General features: G+C 50.5%; 22 protein-coding genes. 3 read left to right on the top strand and 19 right to left on the bottom strand.

The window, feature by feature from the left end:
* Positions 1-248: 248 nt before the first annotated feature.
* Positions 249-1418, bottom strand: a complete 1170-nt coding sequence (locus ACE5KN_RS15005) for an epoxide hydrolase family protein (protein ID WP_375523944.1) — start codon at positions 1416-1418, stop codon at positions 249-251.
* A gap of 151 nt (positions 1419-1569) precedes the next feature.
* On the opposite strand from ACE5KN_RS15005, the gene ACE5KN_RS15000 reads away from it, so the two are divergent.
* Together ACE5KN_RS15000 and ACE5KN_RS14995 are read left to right on the top strand one after the other, a co-directional pair.
* Positions 1570-2193 (top strand): AraC family transcriptional regulator, encoded by a 624-nt coding sequence (locus tag ACE5KN_RS15000; RefSeq protein ID WP_375523943.1) that lies wholly within the window; start codon positions 1570-1572, stop codon positions 2191-2193.
* Positions 2194-2428: 235 nt separating this feature from the next.
* Positions 2429-2797: a nuclear transport factor 2 family protein gene (locus tag ACE5KN_RS14995; RefSeq protein WP_375523942.1), complete on the top strand. Its 369-nt coding sequence runs from the start codon at positions 2429-2431 to the stop codon at positions 2795-2797.
* A gap of 144 nt (positions 2798-2941) precedes the next feature.
* Here the strand turns inward: ACE5KN_RS14995 and xerS are convergent, their stop codons facing one another.
* The 18 genes from xerS to ACE5KN_RS14905 all read right to left on the bottom strand — a co-directional run bounded on the left by xerS (position 2942) and on the right by ACE5KN_RS14905 (position 20859).
* On the bottom strand, positions 2942-4012 hold the full coding sequence (xerS, locus tag ACE5KN_RS14990; protein WP_375523941.1) for a tyrosine recombinase XerS: 1071 nt from the start codon (positions 4010-4012) through the stop codon (positions 2942-2944).
* A gap of 283 nt (positions 4013-4295) precedes the next feature.
* Positions 4296-4913 (bottom strand): DedA family protein, encoded by a 618-nt coding sequence (locus ACE5KN_RS14985; RefSeq protein WP_375524022.1) that lies wholly within the window; start codon positions 4911-4913, stop codon positions 4296-4298.
* Positions 4891-5793: an MFS transporter gene (locus ACE5KN_RS14980; protein WP_375524021.1), complete on the bottom strand. Its 903-nt coding sequence runs from the start codon at positions 5791-5793 to the stop codon at positions 4891-4893. Before ACE5KN_RS14980 ends, ACE5KN_RS14985 begins: the two co-directional genes overlap by 23 nt.
* Before the next feature lie 34 nt (positions 5794-5827).
* A complete protein-coding gene (locus tag ACE5KN_RS14975; RefSeq protein ID WP_375523940.1) occupies positions 5828-6112 on the bottom strand; it encodes a hypothetical protein in 285 nt (94 codons plus the stop codon).
* Between the two features lie 138 nt (positions 6113-6250).
* Positions 6251-6952 (bottom strand): polysaccharide deacetylase family protein, encoded by a 702-nt coding sequence (locus tag ACE5KN_RS14970; RefSeq protein WP_375523939.1) that lies wholly within the window; start codon positions 6950-6952, stop codon positions 6251-6253.
* A 30-nt stretch (positions 6953-6982) separates the two neighbouring features.
* Positions 6983-8149, bottom strand: coding sequence for an MGDG synthase family glycosyltransferase (locus ACE5KN_RS14965; protein ID WP_375523938.1), 1167 nt, complete (start codon positions 8147-8149; stop codon positions 6983-6985).
* A 24-nt stretch (positions 8150-8173) separates the two neighbouring features.
* Positions 8174-8695, bottom strand: a complete 522-nt coding sequence (locus tag ACE5KN_RS14960) for a phosphatase PAP2 family protein (protein ID WP_375523937.1) — start codon at positions 8693-8695, stop codon at positions 8174-8176.
* Positions 8673-9299, bottom strand: coding sequence for a YqaA family protein (locus tag ACE5KN_RS14955; protein WP_375523936.1), 627 nt, complete (start codon positions 9297-9299; stop codon positions 8673-8675). Before ACE5KN_RS14955 ends, ACE5KN_RS14960 begins: the two co-directional genes overlap by 23 nt.
* Positions 9300-9385: 86 nt before the next feature.
* Entirely contained in the window at positions 9386-10018 is a 633-nt protein-coding gene (locus tag ACE5KN_RS14950; protein ID WP_375523935.1) for a YkoP family protein, read from the bottom strand.
* A 652-nt stretch (positions 10019-10670) separates the two neighbouring features.
* Positions 10671-10949 (bottom strand): GntR family transcriptional regulator, encoded by a 279-nt coding sequence (locus tag ACE5KN_RS14945; RefSeq protein WP_375523934.1) that lies wholly within the window; start codon positions 10947-10949, stop codon positions 10671-10673.
* 162 nt (positions 10950-11111) lie between these two features.
* Positions 11112-13235 (bottom strand): glycoside hydrolase family 3 N-terminal domain-containing protein, encoded by a 2124-nt coding sequence (locus ACE5KN_RS14940; RefSeq protein ID WP_375523933.1) that lies wholly within the window; start codon positions 13233-13235, stop codon positions 11112-11114.
* A 20-nt stretch (positions 13236-13255) separates the two neighbouring features.
* Positions 13256-14641 (bottom strand): family 4 glycosyl hydrolase, encoded by a 1386-nt coding sequence (locus ACE5KN_RS14935; protein ID WP_375523932.1) that lies wholly within the window; start codon positions 14639-14641, stop codon positions 13256-13258.
* Positions 14642-14663: 22 nt separating this feature from the next.
* Positions 14664-15497: a carbohydrate ABC transporter permease gene (locus ACE5KN_RS14930; protein WP_375523931.1), complete on the bottom strand. Its 834-nt coding sequence runs from the start codon at positions 15495-15497 to the stop codon at positions 14664-14666.
* Between the two features lie 9 nt (positions 15498-15506).
* Positions 15507-16310, bottom strand: a complete 804-nt coding sequence (locus tag ACE5KN_RS14925) for a carbohydrate ABC transporter permease (RefSeq protein ID WP_375523930.1) — start codon at positions 16308-16310, stop codon at positions 15507-15509.
* Between the two features lie 199 nt (positions 16311-16509).
* Entirely contained in the window at positions 16510-17820 is a 1311-nt protein-coding gene (locus ACE5KN_RS14920) for an ABC transporter substrate-binding protein (RefSeq protein WP_375523929.1), read from the bottom strand.
* A gap of 67 nt (positions 17821-17887) precedes the next feature.
* A complete protein-coding gene (locus ACE5KN_RS14915) occupies positions 17888-18613 on the bottom strand; it encodes a glucosamine-6-phosphate deaminase (protein ID WP_375523928.1) in 726 nt (241 codons plus the stop codon).
* Positions 18582-19547 (bottom strand): ROK family protein, encoded by a 966-nt coding sequence (locus ACE5KN_RS14910; RefSeq protein WP_375523927.1) that lies wholly within the window; start codon positions 19545-19547, stop codon positions 18582-18584. Before ACE5KN_RS14910 ends, ACE5KN_RS14915 begins: the two co-directional genes overlap by 32 nt.
* A 184-nt stretch (positions 19548-19731) precedes the next feature.
* A complete protein-coding gene (locus tag ACE5KN_RS14905; RefSeq protein ID WP_375523926.1) occupies positions 19732-20859 on the bottom strand; it encodes an ROK family transcriptional regulator in 1128 nt (375 codons plus the stop codon).
* A gap of 255 nt (positions 20860-21114) precedes the next feature.
* On the opposite strand from ACE5KN_RS14905, the gene ACE5KN_RS14900 reads away from it, so the two are divergent.
* The gene (locus ACE5KN_RS14900) at positions 21115-22236 is read left to right on the top strand and encodes an MFS transporter (RefSeq protein WP_375524020.1); all 1122 of its coding nucleotides are present in this window, start codon (positions 21115-21117) and stop codon (positions 22234-22236) included.
* Positions 22237-22245 lie beyond the last annotated feature (9 nt).

The following is a 22245-nucleotide window of genomic DNA, read 5'->3' as shown; positions in this document are numbered from 1 at the left end:
AGTATCTAAGATGTACCGGGATTTTCTTGAATCCGTTAAATAAACTACAAGAGGAGGCAATCATGAGTTGCAATCACAAAACAGGTTTATTGACTAGTATTATTACGTTTTAAGCTCACGGGCAAGATGAATAATAAATCAAGTCAAAAAAGGGCCATTCGCGAAGGATGGCCCTAAACTTGCCGTTACAGACGGCGCGGAGACGCGTATCATTACCGTTCTTCGATATCTAACAATGATACATGTTGTTACGGACGAATCTTCTTGTTCCTTAGCGGCCGGAAAAATGCGCGGATATCCTCTGCCAACGCCTCGGGTTCTTCCAAGGCGGTAAAATGGCCTCCACGGGGCATCGGAGTCCAGCGGGTAATATTCAGGCTGCGGGAAGCCCAAGCCTTGGGAGGCAACAGAATATCTGCCGGGAACAATGCCAGCCCCGTCGGGACTTCTATACTGCCCAGCGGCGGCAATGTATTTGCATTTTCATAATACATCCGGGCTGATGAACCTGCCGTGTTGGTAACCCAATAAATCATAATATGGGTAATCAGTTCATCCGAACTATACGTGCTCAGAAGGTCGCCGCCGCAATCGCTCCAGGCCCGGAATTTCTCCATTAGCCAGGCAGCTAAGCCTGCCGGAGAATCGGAAAGGCCGTAAGCGAGCGTCTGCGGACGTGTCGTCTGCAGCGACATATAACCGCCTTCTTTGGCTATCCATTCTGCGGCATTTTTCCTGTATTGGCGTTCTTCTTCGGAAAGTTTGTCCGGCTCTGGCGCAGCCATAAGATCCCGGATGATGCCGATATCCGTCAGGTGTATGCCAACTAACTGTTCGGGGTGGCTGGAAGCCAGGTAGCGGGTTACGCCGGAGCCGATATCGCCGCCGGCGGCACCAAACCGGTCATAACCTAATTCCTCCGTCATGAGTTTAGCCCACATTTCGGCGACGCGAAAATTGTTTACGCCGGCATGTGCAGGACGGCCGGAGAAACCGAAGCCGGGCAACGAAGGGACGATGACATCAAAAGCATCCGCCGGGTCTCCTTCATAGCTGGCCGGATCGGTCAGCAGTGGGATAATTTTTTGATAACGCAGATAGCTGTCCGGCCATCCGTGGGTGAGAATTAAAGGCAAAGGTGCGGGACCTTTCCCGCGTTCATGGACGAAATGTACATCGATTCCGTCGATTTGACAGCGGTACTGGGACAGCCGGTTCAGGACCGATTCCTGGGCGCGCCAGTCATAATGGTCCTTCCAATACGAGATGAGCGATTTTAAAGCCTGCAGATTCGTCCCCCGTTCCCAATTGGAGTTGGCGTTTTCCAGTTGATCGGGATAGCGGACACGGTGCAGCCTGTCTTGCAGGTCATCAAGGACTTCATCAGAGACATGAATGTGAAATCGTTCAACAGCCATAGCGCTGCTCCTCCTTTTATTCAGTGGATTTACAACGCCATTATATCCTTTTGGCCGACGTGCTACACTGTTATAAATGAAGCATTTAACTATACGATTTGATAGGTGGATGACGAAGATGCCTCAAATAGACCGATAAAAAAACCGGACCGTGAACATAGAATTTGCTCCGGTGGAGAATTTTACGGAACTGCCTTATCCTGAGCGGCTTACGCTGATTTTTATTACGTCCGGAAGCCTTAAAGGTACTCTCAACGAGCGACCTGTATCGATAAGCGCCCCCGGCATTCTTTGTCTGGCAGACGGGGATAAGGTGGAGGTAACGGTAAAATGCAGCATTGCTACTCAATCCTTTAGCTATCATCTGGAGTTTTTGAACTCGACTGTTCTTGCTGAAACAAAGTCGTTTCCGACAGTGCCAAGGATTTATACAGGCCTTTCCCTATTTCAACGAGAACAGGGCTGGTATGGTGTACCCCGTATAACCGAAACGGCTTATCCGCTGCTATTTGAATGGTTTTTTGTGCTGGGCACGGAGGTTCAAGCACAAAGCGACTCCCTTTGGGTGTGCAGGATCAAAAGATACCTGATCCAGATTTTAGGCCTGCTCGAGGAATTGAATCAGCAGAGGGAGCACTCGCCCGTCGATGCCGTGCTGGATTACATCCATACGCATTACTCGCGAAAGATTCCCTTGCAGGAACTAACGGATTGCGCCCATCTGAACCGTATATCGCTGAATAAACGGTTTCAGGAAAGGTGCGCAAAGGCTTGATAATGTGAATTTCATCGATTCCAAGCCACAGTGGAGTTTCGTAACGAGCTGACAATAGAGATCGTTGCAGAAGTGCTGACATCCTACCTTGATTGAGGAGGTAGTAAAGAGATAGAATAACGAGTGGAGATGCGTTCGTATGACTTATGTACATTCTTTTTTTCTGTTCATTTGATATAATAGATTCAAAACACTAGTTAAAAACTGCGCTTAATTAAAAAATAGAGGAGTACTTATGAAAGAAGAAATTATAAAAAAATATTTCTTTATGTGGGTAACTAGAGATTTTACGTTTTTAGATACGTATTTTTCTGATGATATTATCTACCGCGAATGTTATGGAGCAATGTATGTGGGTATAGAGGAAGTCCATTTGTGGATCAAAAAAATGTTACTGAAGCAAGTTGTCTTAGAATGGAAGATAAAAAATATTCATCAAGTAAATGAAACCTTATTTTTTGTAGAATGGTATTTTAAAGCAAAAGAAAAACAACTTTATTCATTTGATGGTATATCAATGATTAGATTTGATGGAAATAAAATCCGATTAATAGAAGAGTATGAAGCTACACATGAAACTTTTAGACCATGTAAGATTGATTAAATAGGCTGGAGAATGACACATAAATAAAGTTGCCTACCAAGTACCAAAGTGGGAAAACCGACATACATATGTACAAAATACGAGTTTTGTGAAAATATATAAAGAAAACGGCCGCATTACGGCCATCGTCCAATTGACCCACGTTTACTTATCCATATTAATTACGGCTTTTCTCATCTCATCATCCGTTAAATGCGTATAGATCATCGTCGTTTGGATTGACGAATGCCCCAGCTGATTCTTCAGCCTTGGCACATCGTTGTTCTCCAGATGGTAACGGGTTGCGAAGGAATGCCTCAAGGAATGCACCGTTAAAGCTGGTTTTCCGAATGCCTTCGCGTATTTTTCGATCAGCTTTTCAATCGATCTCGGCGTTAAGCGCCGGCTTTTGCCTTTGCGGCCGATTGGCGCTGCTATAAATAAGTAATTTTCCGATTTATCCGGAACATATCGCGTTTCCCGGATGTTCAAATAGCTTTCCAGGTCCCATAGCGCTTGCTGGCTAAAATATACATATTGCTCCTTATTGCCTTTACGCAGCACACGAACCTGACCTTTATTCATATCCAAATCCTCGATGTTGATGCCTGCTACCTCGGATAGACGCAGCCCGGATCCAAGAATCAGCGATACGATGGCCGTATCCCGCTCGCGGTTAAACTCATGGAATCGTGCCATACGTTTGTTGTTTCTGTATATTTCACCGAAATCATGCGCCACAAACAGCCGAAACTTTTCAAAATCGTCTTCCCGCAAAATTTTGCCTTCAATACGGTTCGCAACGGTTTCCTGACTTTCCTTGATGGAATTAAAGTCAATCTTGGCCATGACGTTCCGCTGAATATACGGCTTCAGATCCGGCGTTTCGGCTTTATTCTGCAAATAATCGAACAACGACTTTAACGCCGATAGCTTGCGGTTGATTGTGTATTTGTTGTTTCCCAATTGATATTCCAGGAATGACAGAAAATTTTCGACCTCACGTACGGTCAGTGACTCCAAAACCGATAACTCGATGTTTTTGCGTTGATCAGCAGCCAGTTGCTCAGCCACCAGCCAATCAAAAAAGATAAGATAGTCGTGGCAGTAATTCAGCAGCGTTGTATGCGACAGCTTGCGTTTGCGGCTATCGATATATTCGGTTACGTACCACGGGAGCTCCGCACATTTATCATCAACGCGTTTTATGTAATGCAGCTTTATGTTTTTATCCATTGATTGCCAAGCCTCCTTATGTACAGAATAAATGATTTATATTTATTCGTCAAATTATTATTTTACGTAATTATATTCTTTTATTGCTTCTTCCTCGTCAAATAATATATATACGTACGTACCGAGATAACTTAAAAAAGCCGCTATTTTAGCGGCTTCAATCGGAATATGTTCTTGTCCCTCGACCATTATTTGAATGGAACCGTAGATAAACATTCTCCATTTCTTTTTCTAGCTAGTTCAATCATATCCTCAATGGACTTTCTCTGCTTAATGTGTGTTGCTATTCTTTACTGCGACTCCCCCTCGCGCTTCGAACTTGAACCAGCAACCACACCCCCGCGAGAACAGCCACTCCGATAAAAAAGAACTTCAAATATTGCTCAATGATGCTGAACATATATTGCCACTGCTCCCCGAAGAAATAGCCGATTGAAAAAAACGCAATGACCCATAGAGCGATCCCGGTATAGGCATATAGGAACACTTTGGGGTACGGCACCCGGATAATGCCGATAAAATAGCCGATAAACTGCCGGACTCCAGGAATGAAGAAGCTGACCAGCAGCAATCGGTCCCCGTATTTGTCATAGTAGCGGCGCGTCTTCTCGACCAGCTCCGGCTTGAGGAAGAGCCAACGGCCGTAACGCTCGATCACAGGCATACCGGCCTTGTAGCCAATCACGTACGTGATGGTGACCCCTATAATCGATCCCGCCAGGGCCATCGCAATAGCTGACAGCCCGTGAAGCACATCTTTAGAAGCTAAGAAATCGGTATAGGCCAAGGTGCTGTTGCCCGGCGGAATGGGGAGCGCGATGAAGTCCAGCGGCAAGCCGATGAGCAGGACCAGGTATCCATATTCGTGAAACAATTGTTCAACTAACCCGATCAGGTCCATGAGCATTCTCCCTCTTGTGCTGCAAAGTCCCGCTAGCCGAGATAAGCTTGTTTTGCGGCAAAATCAAATAAAAAAGCGCAAGAACCGCCAGCAAAGCAGCGCTGATACTAATGGCAGCGGCATTCGTATACTGGCTGGCTATCCATCCCCCAATGACCGGGCCAATCATAATGCCGAGCCCTTCAATCCCGGAGAGTACTCCCCACCCGGTCCCCTTCTGATCCTCCGGAACAAGGTACGACAGCACCGCATTCCAGGCCGGAAGCACGACTGAGTAGGACAATCCCAGCATAAAGGCAAACAGCATCATTAATGCAGGCGGTGGCATGGATACGACTAACAGAGCCAATACGGCCGTAAGCGATACGAAACCGGCGACCAGCATTCGCTTGTGCCCCCATCGATCGGCCAGCTTCCCCATCGGGACAAGAAACAGCATCGCGCCGGCCCCGCCTAATATGAGCATTAGCGAATATTGCGGCTGGCTCAGACCAAGATGGTCTGCAGCAAAACTGGGCAGTATCGGCAGCAGCAGTCCAGCCGCGGTCATCTGCAGGACCATGCCTGGCAGCAGCCATTTCAGCTGAACGAGCCTTCTTCGCAATCCTGCCGCCTGTTCGGCAATACTGACATTCTGGAGATGCAAGGGGGTTGTTCTGCTAATCGCGAACGATGCGATGCAGCCGACGACGAGCAGCGCAACCATCAGCCGGAAGGCAGGTTCGAAGCCATAATCGAAGGTGAGATTGATCGTGACCGGCCCCAGACCGATGCAGGCCAGCCACACGGTATATATCGCCCCCATCTGGGCCGCCCGCTCCGTCAGCCGGATTTTCTCCAGACAAATGAGCCATATAGGCGACGCCCCCATCCCAAGCATCACGGAACCGACAACGAGCCCCCAGGCATACGGACTAAAGAACGGCGGCTAGTCCGGACAGCATCAGGACGAAAGTGACGGGCAGTAGCCAGCGCAGCGAAAACCTGTCCAGCAAATATCCAGCCACACATTTAATCAGCGTATCGGCTGTATAATGAAGCGAGACGGCAAGACCGACCAGAGCAACGGTTTGCCCCGACTCGTTGACGGCAAAGTTCGGCAGGAACGAGAACAAGAAAGCGCTTCGGACAAACTCTGTGCAAAAAAGCACCGTGAACAGCGTCAGAGTAGAAAACTTGAACGCGCTCCTCCCACTCATCATATTCCACTCCTTCTTAAAGGACTTGTCGCTTGTATCTGTAGCACCTTGGACACCTGAAGATGACCTACTCCGTAATCGGCCGTTAAAATTAAAATTTGCGGTTCCTGTCCCACTATTGTCACCTCATTTCACTTGTCAAGCCATTTCATCCATACGAACGAATTGCAAGTTGCGTCCCTGTAATTGATGCAGCACTTCCTCCAGAGCCCGAAGCATAAAATATGGCGCGTGACGGTCCGCTCCCGGCGAATCTCCGCTGTCATGCAGCAAAATAACAGATCCGTCCGTAATTCCGTTCAGCAGCGTTGCCTTCAGCTTCTTGCGGCAGCTTCTGCTGCGCCAGTCCCCTGCCTTTAAGGACCAGAGCACGATGCGGTACGATTTGGGATGAAAGAAATCGAAAGCATTCATGAGCCCCCACGGCGGGCGATAGTGATCCGGCCTTTTTCCAATAATGGATTCAATAATATCTGCGGTCCGTTCCATATGATCACGCCGCACCGTCCAGGGAAGCATCAGCCAATTGGAGTTGTGATCGTAATTGTGGATTCCAATCTGATGACCTTCACGATGCATTCTTCTGATCAGATCAGGGTGCAGCTCCGCCTGCGAGCCAAGCACGAAGAATGTGGCCTTCACTTGATAACCCTGCAATAAATCCAATAATTCCGGTGTATACCTCGGATGCGGCCCATCGTCGAACGTGAACGCTACCTGGTTCTTGGTCGTTCCCTTGCGAAAGGCGCCAAATCTAATTATTCGCGGCAGAAAACTAGGGATTAGCATGTACAGGCTGATGAAGCCTATCATCCCAATCAACAAATATTTAACAAGCAACGTCTTTATCCCCCTTAGCGAAAATAAAGCTTAAGCATACTGCTGCAAGGAGCAAACCCATTTTTCTTCCTGTGTATCACTCTGCATGCTCAGTATTTGCATGACCGCATCTCTGGCGGAATCCTGTTGTCTGCACAGCCCTGCCTTCTCCCTCATTTCTTCCATTAGGGAAGGCTGTTGAACCAGTCGCTGAAGCTGATCCTGCAGATTGTCAATCTGGCATAGATACGCTACTCCCGCTTGAATCAAATAATCAGCATTATCCTTTTCCTGCCCCAGCCGTGGCTCCAGCAGCAGCATGGGAAGCTGAAGCGCCAGCGCTTCGGAGGTCGTCAGTCCGCCCGGCTTGGTAATCAATACGTCTGCGGACGCCATCCATTCATGGATTCCCTCCAGGAAGCCTGTCAGCATGACGTTATCCCTGTCTCCCAACTCTTCACGCAGGCGGTGCAGCAGCTTCACATTGCGTCCGCATACGATGACAAATTGCACGTTAGAGGGAAAAGAGTCAGATTGCATTTGCTCAATGAAGGATTTATCGATAATCCCGCAGCCGCCGCCCATCACCAGCACGACAAAGGCGTCATGAGCCAAGTCCAGCTTCTCGCGCAGCCGGTCTTTATTGTCGGGCTGATTGTAGAATGGGCGAACAGGGATGCCCGTAACAGCGATTTTGTGGTCAGCAACGCCTTTTCTCCGCAGAGCTGCACGCACGCCTTCGGAGCCAACCAGATACAGATCCGTAGACGGATGTATCCAATAGCTGTGATCGGAATGGTCGGTAATGACCGTTGCCACAGGCAGATCCGTCATCCCTTTTTCCTTAAGCAAGGAAATGGCGGCTGATGCCAGCGGGAACGTGCTGACAATCAACGTCGGCTGTTCCTCATTCAGAAGTTTGAGCAACCGCTGCAGGCTGGTCGTGAGAAAATGCTTCAGGAAGAAGGTAAGTGTACTGTCCGTCCGGGTCTTCTGATACATATATCCGTATGAGGAAGGAAAATGCTTCACCCATTGCAGGAAGCAATACCGTTCAACCACATGCATGCGGGGATGGATCCATTCCATGAAGTCGACCACCTCAACTCCCAGTTTGTACGGCACCGATGCCTCCAAAATTGCCTTGGCCGCCTGCATATGTCCATCCCCGAGTGCGCCGGACAGAATCAGCAGCTTTTCCCGTTTCATGCTTTTCATCAACAATTGCCTCCCTCGTGAAATTCAACTATGTATGAACAAAACAACCAGCACCGCCGTTAGGAATCCGACCATACCACCAGCCACACAATCGATCGGATAGTGATAGCCCCAATAAACCCGGGATATGGCCACCAACAAGGCCAGACCCATCAAGGCAAGCATAATTGCCGGCGATGAGGCGAACATAAAAGGTGTAACCAGGGCGAAAATAGCGGTTGTATGGCCGGATGGGAAGGAATAGTCCTTCAACGGGAATTTGCCTACCTTCACCTGCTCCAGCTTGCGGAAAGGCCGAACTCTGCGCACCTTTCTCTTGATCAGGACAGCAACGATATGGCTAACGGCCAGTGCGATCAAGCTTTGCAGCCCGATTCTGCCGAACTCCCCCTCGGCGAACCATGCCAAGGACACTGCGCAAAGGATGGTAAACAAAGCTCCGCCCAAATGGGTAATCCATCCGAACAATCGGTCCAGGGCCCGACTGCTCAGCCGATGGTTGCACCAGAAGAACATCGTTTGATCAATTCGCCTTATCCACTGCATCCTGCTTTCCGCCTCCGTCCCCTGTTTTTTCGATCGGTTGATGTTCATCCCTTATCTTCCTCCGCTCGTACAGCTTCCGTATCAAGAACCATATTGCCGCAATCGCTATGCCAACGCCCACCAGCGTAATCGTGAGAACTTGATTCAACATATTCTCTGCCGCACGGCCATATATATAGAAGAGAAAACCGACTACATAAAACTTCACCGCCCGGCCAATGGCCGCATAACTGAGCAGCTTCCATAACGGATAATTCATGCATCCGGATAAAATCGTAAATATTTTAAACGGGATCGGAGTGAACGATCCGATCAGGATTGCGGCCTCGCCGCGGCGGGCAAACAAGTCGCTTGCCGAATCCAGCCATTTTTTCTTCATTACACCGCCCAAAACATGCTTTCCCGACACCTTGCCGATCCCATAACCGATCGGTGTCCCAAGCAGGCTTCCGGCAAAGCCGACCGTAGCGAGCCATAAAGCCGACTCCGGTTGCACCGCGCTTAAAGAAAGCTGCAGAAAGAACGCCGGGATGGGGAAAATAATCGCATCGATCATAGCGTGAATGAAAAGCCCCGTTGCTCCGAAGTTCTGTAAAAATTCCATAATTTTATCCATGAATGCCTATTCCGCCTTTGCAACAGAGCATGATGAAAGCAACTTACTCACCACGCTCTTAGTATCTTTTGTTTTCATGAAATGGAGCTTGATTGGGGTAGACATAATTCCTCTGGAAAGGACAGCCTCTTCACCCTCATAAATCGGTTCCTCAGCGAGCTGCGGGAGTGAATCAGCATCATCGGTATCAATTGTTCCGTCTTGCGGCCAATCCGCTTCTTGCCTTCAGGATGCATGACGGATAACAATAATCGGAGATAAGCCGTTGTTATGCGCTGGAACAGGTCGGACTTCATCGGTTGTTGTTCGAAACCAAGACCATGTGTCAAACCACGATGAAGCAGCGTAATGCCGACTAACGCCTTCACCTCTCTGAACTCCGGCTGACTTGCGAACGCCTCGCTGATCTGCTGCATGGATTTCCGTGTAAGCCGGGCCGTCATGAGCGCCGCGCGGTCTGAGCCTTCGGATTTGATCAGTGTCAGAATCGTTTCATTATTGAGATGCAGTTCCCCGACCAGATCGCCTTTAACGATGATGGTGGAGTCCGCACAGACGATGCTCTCCCCTCGGTGTTTCTTAATCATGACTTTGCAAATTCCAAAGTGCGATGTATGCGAGCCGCGAAAGCGTGAAATCCAATCGAACGCTCTTTCCCAAACCATCCAGGCCGCCTGCATTGAAGATTTGCATAAACGAAGCAACATTGATCCAACCATCCCTCCTTTTTATTTCAGTCGACGAATTTCATTGAAATTGTCAAACTGAAATAATATTTCCATGTGAATTCCTTATTTCTGACAATGTTATAATAGACGATTTAGCAAAAAGAGCATACCGGCTGAGGTAGGGGTTGGTGCCCCGTCTTGAGACGGAGGCCGGATACATCCTGTTGCCTAATAAAAATTTTTGATTGAATAATTCAATCAATATATTTGCAAATAGGGTAATATGGTTTTCAATCTGCTTCCCATTCAAATGGATTTACTCTTAGATCGTCCGTCTCCTGGTAAACAACCAACCACCTGCCAGAAATATACAGCTGAATAAGAACGTGAGTCCAAATCCCTGAAGTAGTGAATCGTTAAAGAACAACGTTAGGAATGCATCTGCCACCTTAGGACGGAGAGAGGAGAGCGACGTCCCAATCGTTATCGCCGCAATAAGCAATGACCAGATAATCCATCCTACGAAATGCCGCAATCCAGAAAACAGCAGATTTAACAATGACATAAGCATCATATAAGCCCCGAACTGGTAAATAAACATACCTGCTAAACCGAATTGATCCCAATGAAATATCTCAAATGTCTTCTGTAGTTAATTCGAGTTTATCCGCCTCATCAAGCAACTTCATAATTAAGTCATCGTAGAATCTGCGCCGCCGTTTCCCCATAATAATCTGTTTAGCTTCAGCTGCAACAAACATGCCCAATCCCCTTTTTTGTATAAAAACCCTTTATTAACCAATAAAGCAATGCCTTTCACCACAGTTGCCGGATTTACTTGAAAGGTACTCGCAAATTGTGCCATAGAAATAATCTGATCGTCCTCCCGGTAAGTTCCGTTCAGAATATCATCTTCGATCATGTGGGCGATTTGTTGGAAGATTGGCTGGCTGTCATCAAAGAAAACCATCGTTAGCTCACCCTATCAGTATGTTAGTCATATAACATACTACAAGACCACTGAATTCATCTGTCAATAGACCTTTTCAGCGTAGCCGGCACCCTAACTAAAATGGTTTACGAAAAGAAATAAAGCGCCAGAGACAGAAAATTGTCTCCGACGCTTCATGGCTCAATACTCGATTGTAAACACCGGACGTTCGAGATCGTTCACGTAGATCCGGAATTCTCCGGGTTCGACCGTCCGCCGCAAATCGGCATCCAAATATTTTAAATCTTCAAGGGAGATGGACATCTCGACGTTCACGGAACCACAGGCTGGAACCGGAACAACCTGGTAAGCTTTCATCTCCCGTACCGGACGAACCGACCTGGATACCACATCTTCGATATACAGGATGACGATCTCCGGGTAGTCGTAGCGGCTGGGATTATTAATCTTAAAGGTCACCTTCAAATCCTCTGTCTCTGTAATACGGCGGCCTGATATAGCGAAGTCAGAATAGGTCGCTCCGGTGTAGGTCAGCCCATGGCCGAACGTGAACAGCGGGCCGATGTCGCAATCCTGATACCGGCTGCTGTAGCTGGATGCGTTGGCGGGCCGGCCTGTGCTGTACTCGTTGTAATAGATCGGCGTCTGCGCCGAAGCGCGCGGAAACGACATCGTCAGCTTCCCGCTCGGGGTCGCCTGGCCGGTCAGCAGCTTCGCAACAGCCGCCCCCGCCCTCGTCCCCGGGTACCAGCACCACAGCAGTGCCGGCATGTCATCGACGATATCCTGCAACACCAGCGGCCGACCGGAGAAGCATATGCATGCATAGGGCAGCCCGGTTGCCTTCACTGTCCGAATCAGCCGCTTCTGTTCTTCCTCCAGTTCGAGTTTGACACTGCTGTGCCCCTCCCCGCTTCGTTCCCAATGCTCGCCGACGGTGACGACAATGTAATCGCATCGGGCCAGCACGCCCTGCGGGCAATCCTCCAACTTTTCGAAGGCGGCAACCGACAGCGAGCCATCGGCCTGCTTCAAGCCCTGCTCCAGCGTCACAACATCGCTGAAGCGTCCTTTGCAGGCCCAGTTGCCAAGCAATTCCGGCGTGCGGGCGAACGGCCCAACAAGAACGAGATTCCGATGCTCCGGACGGAGCGGCAGCGTCTCGTTCTTGTTTTTTAGCAAGACACTGCTTCGGATGCCAGCCTCTTCGGCAAGCTCCAGGGATGCCAGATTCAGGAGAACCGCATCTTCCGCGCCTTCGTCCGCATATGGATTTTCGAACAACCCCATTTCGTTTTTAAGCCGCAGCACCTTCAGAACGGCCGCATCCACATCTTTCAGCAATTCCGGCTGCTTTTCGACGATCGCCTCGAAATGCTCCAGATAATGGGTCGAGACCATTTCGATGTCGACGCCCGCACCCAGCGCCAATTCAGCCGCTTCCCGTCCGTCCCGGGCCACGCGGTGCCTCTGCAGCTCTGACACCGCACCCCAGTCGGAGATGACCAGATCTTCGAAGCCGTAATGTTCTCGCAGAATCTCCTTGAGCATCGCCGGGCTGGCCGTTACCGGAACCCCGTTGAACGAATTGAACGAGCTCATGACGAATTTCGGACGCTCCTGCAGCGCGATCTCGTAAGGCTTGCCGTAGTACTCGAAAAACTCCCGCATCGACATGTCGACGGTATTATAATCTTTCCCGCCGATTCCCGCGCCGTAAGCAGCGAAGTGCTTCAGGCAGGCCGCCACACCGGCCGTCGGCATTTGCCCTTCGCTATTTTTCTGATACCCGCGGATCATGGCCCTGCCCAGATCGCCGGACAGCAGATGGTCCTCGCCGAACGATTCCATCACCCGGCCCCAGCGAGCGTCCCGCACCAGATCCGTCATCGGCGAGAAGTTGACATGGATGCCGGCCGCCCGCAGCTCGGACGCTGTCTCCTCCGCCACCCGCTGCACGAGCCCTTCGTCCCAACTGCAGGACAGCCCCAATGGAATGGGGAAAATTGTCCTGTAGCCGTGAATCGCATCATGCATGAAGAGCAAGGGGATCTTCAGCCGGGACCGCTGCAAGTACTCCGCCTGAATCCGGTTGGTCGTCTTGGCGCCTGATGCGCCGATGACGCTGCCGATCGTGAAGAGCGTCTCCTCATTCAAAATATGCTGCGGGTACACCGGCCCCGTCTCCACCATTTCCTTCTCGACTTGGCCGACGTAGAGCTCGCCCGTAATTTGCGTCAGCTGTCCGAACTTTTCCTTCAGCGTCATCGACGCCAGCAACTCTTGCAATCGATCATCATTCATCGTCTGGCCTCTCTTCCGGATTACACCCATTCGAGGGCGGGTAAAATATCCTTTTGCAGCTCACACATCTCGTCGATCATCGCGCAGGCCTGATAATAAGTCGGCGCACTTGGATCGAGCAGGATCGCTTGCAGCAGTTTCGTCTTCGATTTCTCAACGAACGCTTCGAGCAGCAGCTTGTGAATGGTGCCTTGAATGTGGATCGTGCCAATCACCGCCGTCGGCAGTTCGACGGCCATCGGCTTCAGCACGATGCCCTGCCCGTTCACGATCGCCTGTGTCTCAACTACCATATCGTCAGGAAGACCGCGGATGGCGCCCTTGTTCGGCAGATTGACGGAGTTGATCTGCACCTCGTCATCGAAGAAGATCGCCTCAATGATCGGAATGGCGTATTCGTTGCTCGGACTGACTTTCTCTTTATCGAATGTGTACGCCTGTTCAACCCAACTCTCCTGAGACTGTACGCTGTCGAACAGTCCTTTGTCCAGGCTGTTGCCGCTCGCAGCATAGACGAAATCCGGCGTTCTTGAACCTTCCTTCCACAGCTGCTCACGAATCGGATTATAGCGGTATTGCAGCGACAATCCGGCGTAAAAATCTTCGGCGTAAGAGATGTACTCCCCGGAATGATTCGTCCCCGGGTACGGATAATAGCCGTAAATGTGGTACATCGCTCTTGACAATCCGATATGATCGAATTGCGCCAGGCGATTGGCCTTCTGCTCCTTCTCGCGGAACAACGGATACAGATCCTCGCCCGTCTTCTTGTCCCAAATCTTCGTAAAGAAGCCGAAATGGTTCAAGCCGCCGCCTTCGATACCGATCTCTTCCGGCTTTCGCTCCAGAAACTCGCACAATTGATGGATACCCATATCCAAACCGTGACAGAGGCCCACAATCTTGATCGAAGTCAGTTTGGACACAGCTTCGACAAGTTTCGCTTCGGGATTCGTGTAATTGATGAACCAAGCGTCCGGGCACACCTTCTCCATTGTCCGGGCAATTTCGAGCATGGGTCCAAGGTTGCGGAGCGTATGAAACATCGATCCCGGCCCGCCGTTCTCCCCATAGATTTGCTTGCTGCCGTAGCGGCGCGGAATGTGAAAATCCTGGGACCAGTAGAAGTACCGGTCGACCTCGATGGCGACGATGGCAAAATCGGCGCCTTGCAGCGCTTGCTCCAATGTCGTTGTCTGCCAGATATCGGCCGGATGGGAGAACGAATCGAACATTTCCTTTGCATACCGATAAGTCCGGTTGACGTTGTCCTCAATAATATCAATGAGTGCGATTTCGAGCTCCACTTCATTTCTAAGCCGAGGGGACAGAACAATATCCTGCAAGGCTCCAAGTGCGAACGATACGCTTCCTGCTCCGATTAAAGCAATCTTCATCTTTTTCATCATTATCGAACTCCTTTGTAATTTATTCCTTCAATGCCCCTACCATGACGCCTGAAATAATGTTCCGCTGAAAGACGATATACGCGATAGCAGCCGGCAGTGCCGAGACGACGGCCGCCGTGGCGATCATGGGATAGTCCATCGTAAACTTGGTTTGAAAATAGTTCAGGCCGACCGGCAGCGTGCGCAACTGGTCGTTCTGAATCAGGATCGTCGGAAGCATAAAGTTGTTCCAGGTGCCGATCGCCGTAAAGACGATCAGGGATACCATTGGCGGATACAACATTGGCATGATGATATAATACAAATTTTTCACTTCTGTCGAGCCGTCAATCCGGGCCGATTCCAGCAGGGCATACGGGATATCCTTCATGAACCCTCTCAGCAGGAAAATCGAGAACGGGATGTTCATCGCGATTTGCGGCAGAATGAGCGACCAGATCGTATTCAGCAAACCCATCGACTTCAAATTGTTGAACAGCGGAATAATGATCAGATCCAAAGGAACCGTAAGTCCCCAGAGCACGACCAGAAAAAAGATCCCCTTACCCTTGAACTTCATATACGCGAGCGGGTAAGCGCCAAGCAGGGACAGCAGTACGACGAACGTGACAACCACAACGGTTACCATCACGCTATTCTTATAATAGGTCACAAAATTGCCGACTTCCCAAATGCGGGAATAATTGTCCCAATGAAAAATTTGCGGCAGAGCCAATGGACCATGGATGTTGATTTCATTCATCGTTTTCAGAGACGTGCTGATGACGAGCAGAAACGGAGAAAACGTCAGTAAGACCGTACAAATCATGATGATATAAACGAGCAAGCGTCGGATAAGCAAAGATCTAGTCATTGTCATAAGCTATTGATCCCTTTCCCTGATCCAGATGATGCTTCTCGAAACAATAAGAACGAACAACGTCAGAACGATCGACGCCGCCGCAGCGAAGCCCAGCCGATTGACAATAAAACCTTGCGTGTAAACGTAATATGAAATGACATACGAGCTGTATCCTGGACCACCTTTGGTCGTGGCCATGACGATATCAAATACGCTGAAGGAACCGATCGTCATCAAGATCACAACCGTCGTGACCGTTTGCCTCAAGCCTGGGATCGAGACGTGGCGGAATTGGCCCCACGCTCCGCAGCCGTCAATGTTGGCGGCGTCGTACAGCTGTGAGTCCACGCCCTGAAGCGCCGCGGTGAAGATCATCGTTGTATAGCCGAAGCTGCCCCATACAAAAATCACAAACAGCGCGTACATGACGAGATCGGGATTGCCGAGCCAACCCGCGACCGGCCGTGCAATGCCCATATGATCGAGAATCGCGGACAGCGGCCCGAAGCTCGGGTCGTAAATCCACTTCCAGATCACAGCGGCGATAACGGAAGAGATGATTTGCGGGAAGAAGAAACCCATCTGAAACCACTTGGTGAATCGGATCTTGCCCCGGACCAGGAAACTGGCGAAAATAAGACCCAGCCATACGGGGATCGTCGCGCCGCCGACGACCCATAACAGCGTGTTCTTGATCGCTTGCAAGAACATCGGCTCGTCGGTAAACAGATGGATGTAGTTTTGCAATCCGACGAACTTCTTCGGACTGAGCCCATCCCAGCTCGTCATGCTGATATAGAACGTTTGCAGGGCTGGCCAGATCATGAAGACGGCCACCATCGCAAACGCCGGAAGAAGGAACAAGTACGCGAGCGGATTGGTCTTCTCCGGGCTCCTTCGTTTGAACGTGAACCTCCGCCGGGGTATGGCTTCTTGTCTCACAAGGATCACCTCATCTTACAGAATGGTTGTCCTTCAGCTCCTAAGGGGGCCAGAGGACAACGTCACTATTGGACCCGAAGGTCTATTGGCCTTGGGCCGCCACAGACAGCTTTTCGTATTCCTGCTTGATCTCCGCCCATGCCCCCTCGGGTGTGGTCTTCTGGAAAGACATCAATTGCAGCTGCTTGTTCACAATATCAAACAGTCCCGGAACGGCATTGTCGAGGAAGAAGCCCATTTGGGTACCTTGAATCGCTTGGTCGACTTCTTTCTTCAAATCTGAGGCTTGGGCTCCCGACATGTCCGCTTTGATCGTTGGCGTAGTACCGCCTTCATACCAGAGCTTGACGACATCCGGGTTCATGAATGTGTCGATGAAATCCAGCGCAGCTTGCTTCTTCTCTGCGCTCAGGTTCGTATTCAGCGCCCAGCCGCCGTCCGTCGCGTTGACGATCGCGTGCGTCTTGCTGCTTGCATCCTGCTTCGGGAACGCAAACGCGCCGGTCGGCACATTTGTACCCTCGTAATTCGGGATATCCCAGTTGCCGCCGAGCACCATTGCGGACTGCCCTTTTGCGTAATACGACGGCACCGCGCTGCCGTCGATCGAAGCGTCTTCCTGCCGGTAGTATCCGCTTCTCTCCCATTCGTTGACCTGATTCAGAGCTGAGGTAAACGCTTTCTCAAATTCAGGCGTAATTCCTTTCTGAAAGTAGAACTGTTTAACGTCGTCCATCGGTGCTTGATTGTACAGCATGTGGAACACCGACCACATCTTCGGCATATTGGACATGCCGCCGTTCTCCATTGGAACGTAGCCGGCTTCTTTGACTTTGGCCAGAATCGCGTTAAATTCGTCCATTGTCTTTGGCGGCGTCAGATTCAGCTTAGAGAAAATGTCCTTGTTGTAGTAAACGACAACGGGAGCCGTCGCAAATGGCACGCTGTAGTACTTGCCGGGCGTTCTTGCATTCTGGAAGTCGATCGCTCCGTCCACTTCCTTGTCGATCCAGCCTCGGCTCTTTACGTCGCCGGTAATATCCATCAAATAGTTATTCTTCTGCAGCATCTGCTGCATTGTATCGTCCACATAGACGATATCCTGCCCCGCGTCGGAACTGAACGACAGCTTCAGGTTTTGGGCGTATTCGGACCACGCGCTCGGGCTGTACTCAATGGTGACATCCGGATGCGTTTGGTTGAAGATCTTGATGGTTTCGTTCATGATGTTGATGCGGGCTTCGTCGGTCATGGAGGAAGTGACGGTCAGCGTAATTTTACCTGAACCGGACGAAGTGTCCGTACTGCCCGCGTTATTGGAACCGCAACCAACCAGGCTGACGAGCATGACGGACAGAAGGCCGATCAACAGACTGGCTTTCACTTTGGACATTAGAGTTACCCCCTGATCATCTCGGATTCATTGTTGCGTTCGTTGCTTTAGGGTGTGGAATCGATCTTTAGCGAACGAGGGCCGCCGCCGCTTCATCCAGGCAAACATATACATTCGGATGCTGCCGCAAAACCGTAACAGGCACCTCGCTGCTAATTTCGTGATGCAGAGCTTTTCTCATGATCTCCGCTTTCTTGTCTCCATCAGCGATCAAAATTACCGTACTCGCCTGCATCAAGTGTTTGATCCCCAGCGTAATTCCCTTTTGCACATTTTTCTGTTCCTGAAAGTACTTCACGGAAACTTGCTTCGTAACCGGGGCGAGGTCCGTCACGTGCGAATACAGCTCGACATCAACGTGAGGTTCGTTGAAGCCCAAGTGGCCGTTCACTCCGACTCCCAGCAGCAACAGATCAATCCTCCCGTGAGCCTGAATGAAATCGTCCATCGCTTTGCATTCCGCTTCCAGATCGTTGCTGGTTCCGTTGAAAAAATGGATGTTTTGCTCCTGAATTCCACACGGTTCGAAGAAATGGGAGTCAAGCGTCTGCCGGCAGCTGCCTTCGTCCGAAGCGCCGAGGCCAACCCATTCATCCAGACTGATGAAACGGCACTGTTCGAAGCTTATCCTCCCGTCGTGAACCGCTTTCACCAAACAGGATAACGTGCCGAGCGGCGTAGTGCCGGCCGCGAAGCACACCAGCGATTCGGGCTTTTGCCTAATTTGATGAATAATCAATTCGGCGGCCTGCTCCGACATCTCAAGGTAATTGCGTGCGATATGCGTTTTCATTGTTAATCCCCCTTCTTTTAATCACGCCTGCCTTTTCAAATGCGAGAGCGACCGCTCCGATTGCCCCCGCTTCCTCCCCGATGGAAGTCAATTCGATCGTAGTGGGAATCGGCGTCAAGTTTGACACCGTCTCACGAATCAGTTCGAGCACCGACGACAACGATTGAGAGACTCCGCCGCAGAGGATCACCTTCTGGGGATTCAGCAGACTCACCATATTGGCAATGCCAATCGACAAATCCGATACGAACTGTTGGATAATCGATATCGCCTTCTCATCGCCGCGAGCGTATTGCTCGAACAGTTCATGAGGCAGGGTGCCATATTGCGATAAGGCCACTCCCGAGATCTTCTTTTCAAATTGTCCGAAATCGCCGAAGGCATTGGCGCCGTTGCCCAGAACATCTTGTTCCAGGACCAGGTAAGCAACTTCCCCGGCCATGTGATTGCTGCCCTTCACAAGCGAACCGTTGGATATGATGGCGCTTCCCACACCCGTTCCGATCGCCACCACCACGAAGTCGTTCAAGTTCTGCGCGGAACCGAGCCACCGCTCGCCCAGAGCTGCGCAGTTGACATCGTTGTCCACGAAGATCGGTTTGTCAAAGTACCGCTGCATTCGTTCCCGAAACGGAACGTGATTCCACTGAAGCGCAGGCGCTTCGATAACAGTGCCTTCCTCGCTGTTGGCGATGCCCGGAACGCCGAAGCCCATGGCGGCCACTTGATCCAGTGGGATGGCCGCGGCACGCAGACATTCCGTAATGTGCCCGGAGATGACGTCGAATTCGCCGGAGGTGTTCACTTTCTTTCGGTACAGGATATCGCCGGCTTGATTAGCGATCAGAATCATAATCTTTGTTCCGCCGATATCGACACCGACACTGTACAACTGTTCAGCTTGAGACGGCTGTGTCACGTTTCTCTTCACCATGTAATCACCCTGTCGGCACCCCAATTTCCACTTTTTGAAGTTAGTTTGTACTTAGCCCGTACTAACTAAAACGAATAATAAACCGTTTTCATAACGATGTCAATAATAAAAAAAAGCGGCAGGTTCGTATTGGATTTACGAACCTGCCGCGCTCTGAAGCAAGCGAATGAACGAGCAGCGTCTTCTAAATGACGTTCTGTTCCTGATCGAAGGCGTAAGCGACCACCCCGAGAACACCAGCTTCCGCTCCTATTTGTGAAATCTCCACCGCCGTCCGAATCGGGGTCATCCGGTCGACGCTGGATTGAATTTCGCCCAACAAGGGATTTAGATATCCGGCCACTTCGCCGCCGAGAATCACCTTTTCAGGATTAAGCAGACTGACCATGTTAGCGATTCCAATGGACAGGTGTGTCGCGAAGCGGTTTACTGTTTGAACGGATCGCGGCTCATCTTGCGCATACCCTTGAAAAAGAGCTTGCATCAAGCTCTCGTTCTCGGCAAGCGATTTGCCTGAAATCTTTTTCTCAAAAACTCCGAATTGTCCGGCTACGTTCACTTGATTGCGGGATACATCTTCCTCCTGAATCAGATATGCGATTTCTCCAGCCATAAAATCTTTGCCATGCACCAAGCTCCCGTTCGCGACGATCGCACTTCCCACGCCGGAGCCCAGTCCGATAGAGATATAGATGAAGTCCTCCAGGTCCTTCGCCCCGCCGACCCAACGTTCGCCGAGAGCCGCGCAGTTCACGTCGTTGTTTGCATAGATGGGCTTGTCCAGATATTTCTTCATTTCATCAACGAAAGGAACATCCTTCCAGCCAAACTCGGGCGCGTCTACAATGATTCCTTTCTTACTGTTCGTCAGTCCGGGAATGCAGAAGCCGATTGCAATTACGGTATCCATCGAAATTGACGCTTTATCCAAGCTCCCAAGGATACACTCGTAGATCGTCTTGAAGTCGTTGCCCGCATCTAAGCGCTCCTTCAACACGATGTTCCCGTCCAAATCCGTAATGCAGATAAGCAGCCCGTTCGCCATCAGCTCGACGCCAACGCCGAAACCGGACTTCGGATTGAACCCGAGCTCAATCGCCCTCCTCCCGCCTTCCTTGGTCGAAGACCCGAGCCCGGTCTCTATCACGAATTTCTTGGCGATCAATTCATCGACGATGGACGAGACGGTCGAACGGCTGAAGTTCAAGCGCTGCGCGACTTTCGCGCGGCTGATCGGCTGTTGCGAGCGTATCGTCTCCAGTACGAGATCCCGGTTTATTTTTTTCAGAAGCTCCAAATTTCCTTTTCTCACAATCCCAATCTCCCTGCTTTTCGTTTAAGCTTAATTTAATCCATAGGTTTACGCTCGTCAAATTGATGAACCTGCAGGGAGATCTTCCTTTTCATCTGCCGCAGCCATGGCAGAGAACGCACCTGCGCTTGTGAGCGATTGTGCAGCCGAAATGTTTGAAACTTTTTCATTGCACACTCTTAACAAAGGTTACTATAATAGTAGTAACTTTTTTATTGTAAAGGATGTGTCTGTTTGAATTTCCGCATCATCTTGATGGCCGCTGTCGCCTTTGTCGTCGGTACAGTCGAGCTTATCGTAGGAGGCATACTGGAATTGATTGCGACGGACTTGCACATTTCCGTCAGCGCCGCGGGTCAGTTTATTACCATTTATTCCATTGCGTTTGCCTTATCGGCTCCGCTTCTCATGAACCTGACCGCCAAGATGGAACGAAAGACGTTATATCTTGCCAGTTTAGGCGTATTTCTATTATCCAACGTGCTGGTTGCCTTCAGTTCCAATTACGCCCTGATCTTATCCGCTCGCGCATTGTCCGCCATAAGCGGAGCTATTATCATCGTCCTGTCCATCACGCTTGCATCCCGGCTCGTCCCTCCTTCGTACAGTGGTCGGGCGATCGGCATCATTTATATGGGCATCAGTGGTTCACTCGTTCTGGGCGTTCCGATTGGAATGACAATCGGTAACGCGTATGGTTGGCGAGCGCCGTTTCTATTCATTGCCGGAATGAGCGCTGTGGCGATCGTGGGCATCTCCTTATTTCTCCACAAATCCCCACCGGAAAAGGCCGTTCCCCTGCGCAAGCAGCTTGCTTCGCTCAAGAACGGCAAAATTGTCAGCGGTCAGCTCATCTCGTTTCTGTTGTTGATGGGACATTTGACCTTGTATGCTTACTTGGCACCCTACGTACTGTCGCTCTTTCCGGTCAGCTCCGGAATCCTGAGTCTCGTCTACTTCCTGTTCGGTATCGCGGCCGTGACGGGCGGCGGTTTGGGCGGCTGGATTTCCGACCGGTGGGGCACAAGGCGGTCGCTTATCGTCATTACGGCATGCTTCGCCTGCTCCATGTTCATGCTTCCCTTGGCGGCAAACATCTCATTCTACTTGTTTCTGGCTGCCGTCATGATCTGGAGCGCGCTTAGTTGGGCCATCTCCCCAGCTCAGCAAACATACCTGATCCAGAACGCACCGGAGGAGGCAAATATTCAGCTTAGTTTGAACTCGTCCATCATGCAGCTTGGTATCGCGTGCGGATCATTGATTGGTGGCGTCATCATTGAAACGAGCTCGGTGGCGAACAATTTCTGGGTCGGCGGTCTTCTGGCTCTGGCCGCACTCGGCTGCGCAGTCTTTTCGCTTACCCGCAGCGCATAGTGCCGATTA

Origin of the sequence: Paenibacillus terreus (assembly GCF_042138595.1) — a bacterium.
GTDB classification, from domain to species: domain Bacteria; phylum Bacillota; class Bacilli; order Paenibacillales; family Paenibacillaceae; genus Paenibacillus; species Paenibacillus terreus.
The sequence above is the reverse complement of the archived record's forward strand: the minus strand, read 5'-3'. Positions and strand labels throughout refer to the sequence as shown.

Coding starts and splice junctions, on each gene's coding strand:
- ACE5KN_RS14985 (WP_375524022.1), bottom strand. CDS start 4,913: ATGGACCTGATCGGGTTAGTTGAACAATTGTTTCACGAATATGGATAC.
- xerS (WP_375523941.1), bottom strand. CDS start 4,012: ATGGATAAAAACATAAAGCTGCATTACATAAAACGCGTTGATGATAAA.
- ACE5KN_RS14945 (WP_375523934.1), bottom strand. CDS start 10,949: ATGGTTTTCTTTGATGACAGCCAGCCAATCTTCCAACAAATCGCCCAC.
- ACE5KN_RS14925 (WP_375523930.1), bottom strand. CDS start 16,310: ATGATCTGGCCAGCCCTGCAAACGTTCTATATCAGCATGACGAGCTGG.
- ACE5KN_RS15005 (WP_375523944.1), bottom strand. CDS start 1,418: ATGGCTGTTGAACGATTTCACATTCATGTCTCTGATGAAGTCCTTGAT.
- ACE5KN_RS14975 (WP_375523940.1), bottom strand. CDS start 6,112: ATGAGTGGGAGGAGCGCGTTCAAGTTTTCTACTCTGACGCTGTTCACG.
- ACE5KN_RS14940 (WP_375523933.1), bottom strand. CDS start 13,235: ATGAATGATGATCGATTGCAAGAGTTGCTGGCGTCGATGACGCTGAAG.
- ACE5KN_RS14955 (WP_375523936.1), bottom strand. CDS start 9,299: ATGGAATTTTTACAGAACTTCGGAGCAACGGGGCTTTTCATTCACGCT.
- ACE5KN_RS14935 (WP_375523932.1), bottom strand. CDS start 14,641: ATGAAAAAGATGAAGATTGCTTTAATCGGAGCAGGAAGCGTATCGTTC.
- ACE5KN_RS14965 (WP_375523938.1), bottom strand. CDS start 8,149: ATGAAAAGCATGAAACGGGAAAAGCTGCTGATTCTGTCCGGCGCACTC.
- ACE5KN_RS14900 (WP_375524020.1), top strand. CDS start 21,115: ATGGCCGCTGTCGCCTTTGTCGTCGGTACAGTCGAGCTTATCGTAGGA.
- ACE5KN_RS14930 (WP_375523931.1), bottom strand. CDS start 15,497: ATGACTAGATCTTTGCTTATCCGACGCTTGCTCGTTTATATCATCATG.
- ACE5KN_RS14950 (WP_375523935.1), bottom strand. CDS start 10,018: ATGTTGCTTCGTTTATGCAAATCTTCAATGCAGGCGGCCTGGATGGTT.
- ACE5KN_RS14995 (WP_375523942.1), top strand. CDS start 2,429: ATGAAAGAAGAAATTATAAAAAAATATTTCTTTATGTGGGTAACTAGA.
- ACE5KN_RS14980 (WP_375524021.1), bottom strand. CDS start 5,793: ATGCTTGGGATGGGGGCGTCGCCTATATGGCTCATTTGTCTGGAGAAA.
- ACE5KN_RS14960 (WP_375523937.1), bottom strand. CDS start 8,695: ATGCAGTGGATAAGGCGAATTGATCAAACGATGTTCTTCTGGTGCAAC.
- ACE5KN_RS14915 (WP_375523928.1), bottom strand. CDS start 18,613: ATGAAAACGCATATCGCACGCAATTACCTTGAGATGTCGGAGCAGGCC.
- ACE5KN_RS14910 (WP_375523927.1), bottom strand. CDS start 19,547: ATGGTGAAGAGAAACGTGACACAGCCGTCTCAAGCTGAACAGTTGTAC.
- ACE5KN_RS14920 (WP_375523929.1), bottom strand. CDS start 17,820: ATGTCCAAAGTGAAAGCCAGTCTGTTGATCGGCCTTCTGTCCGTCATG.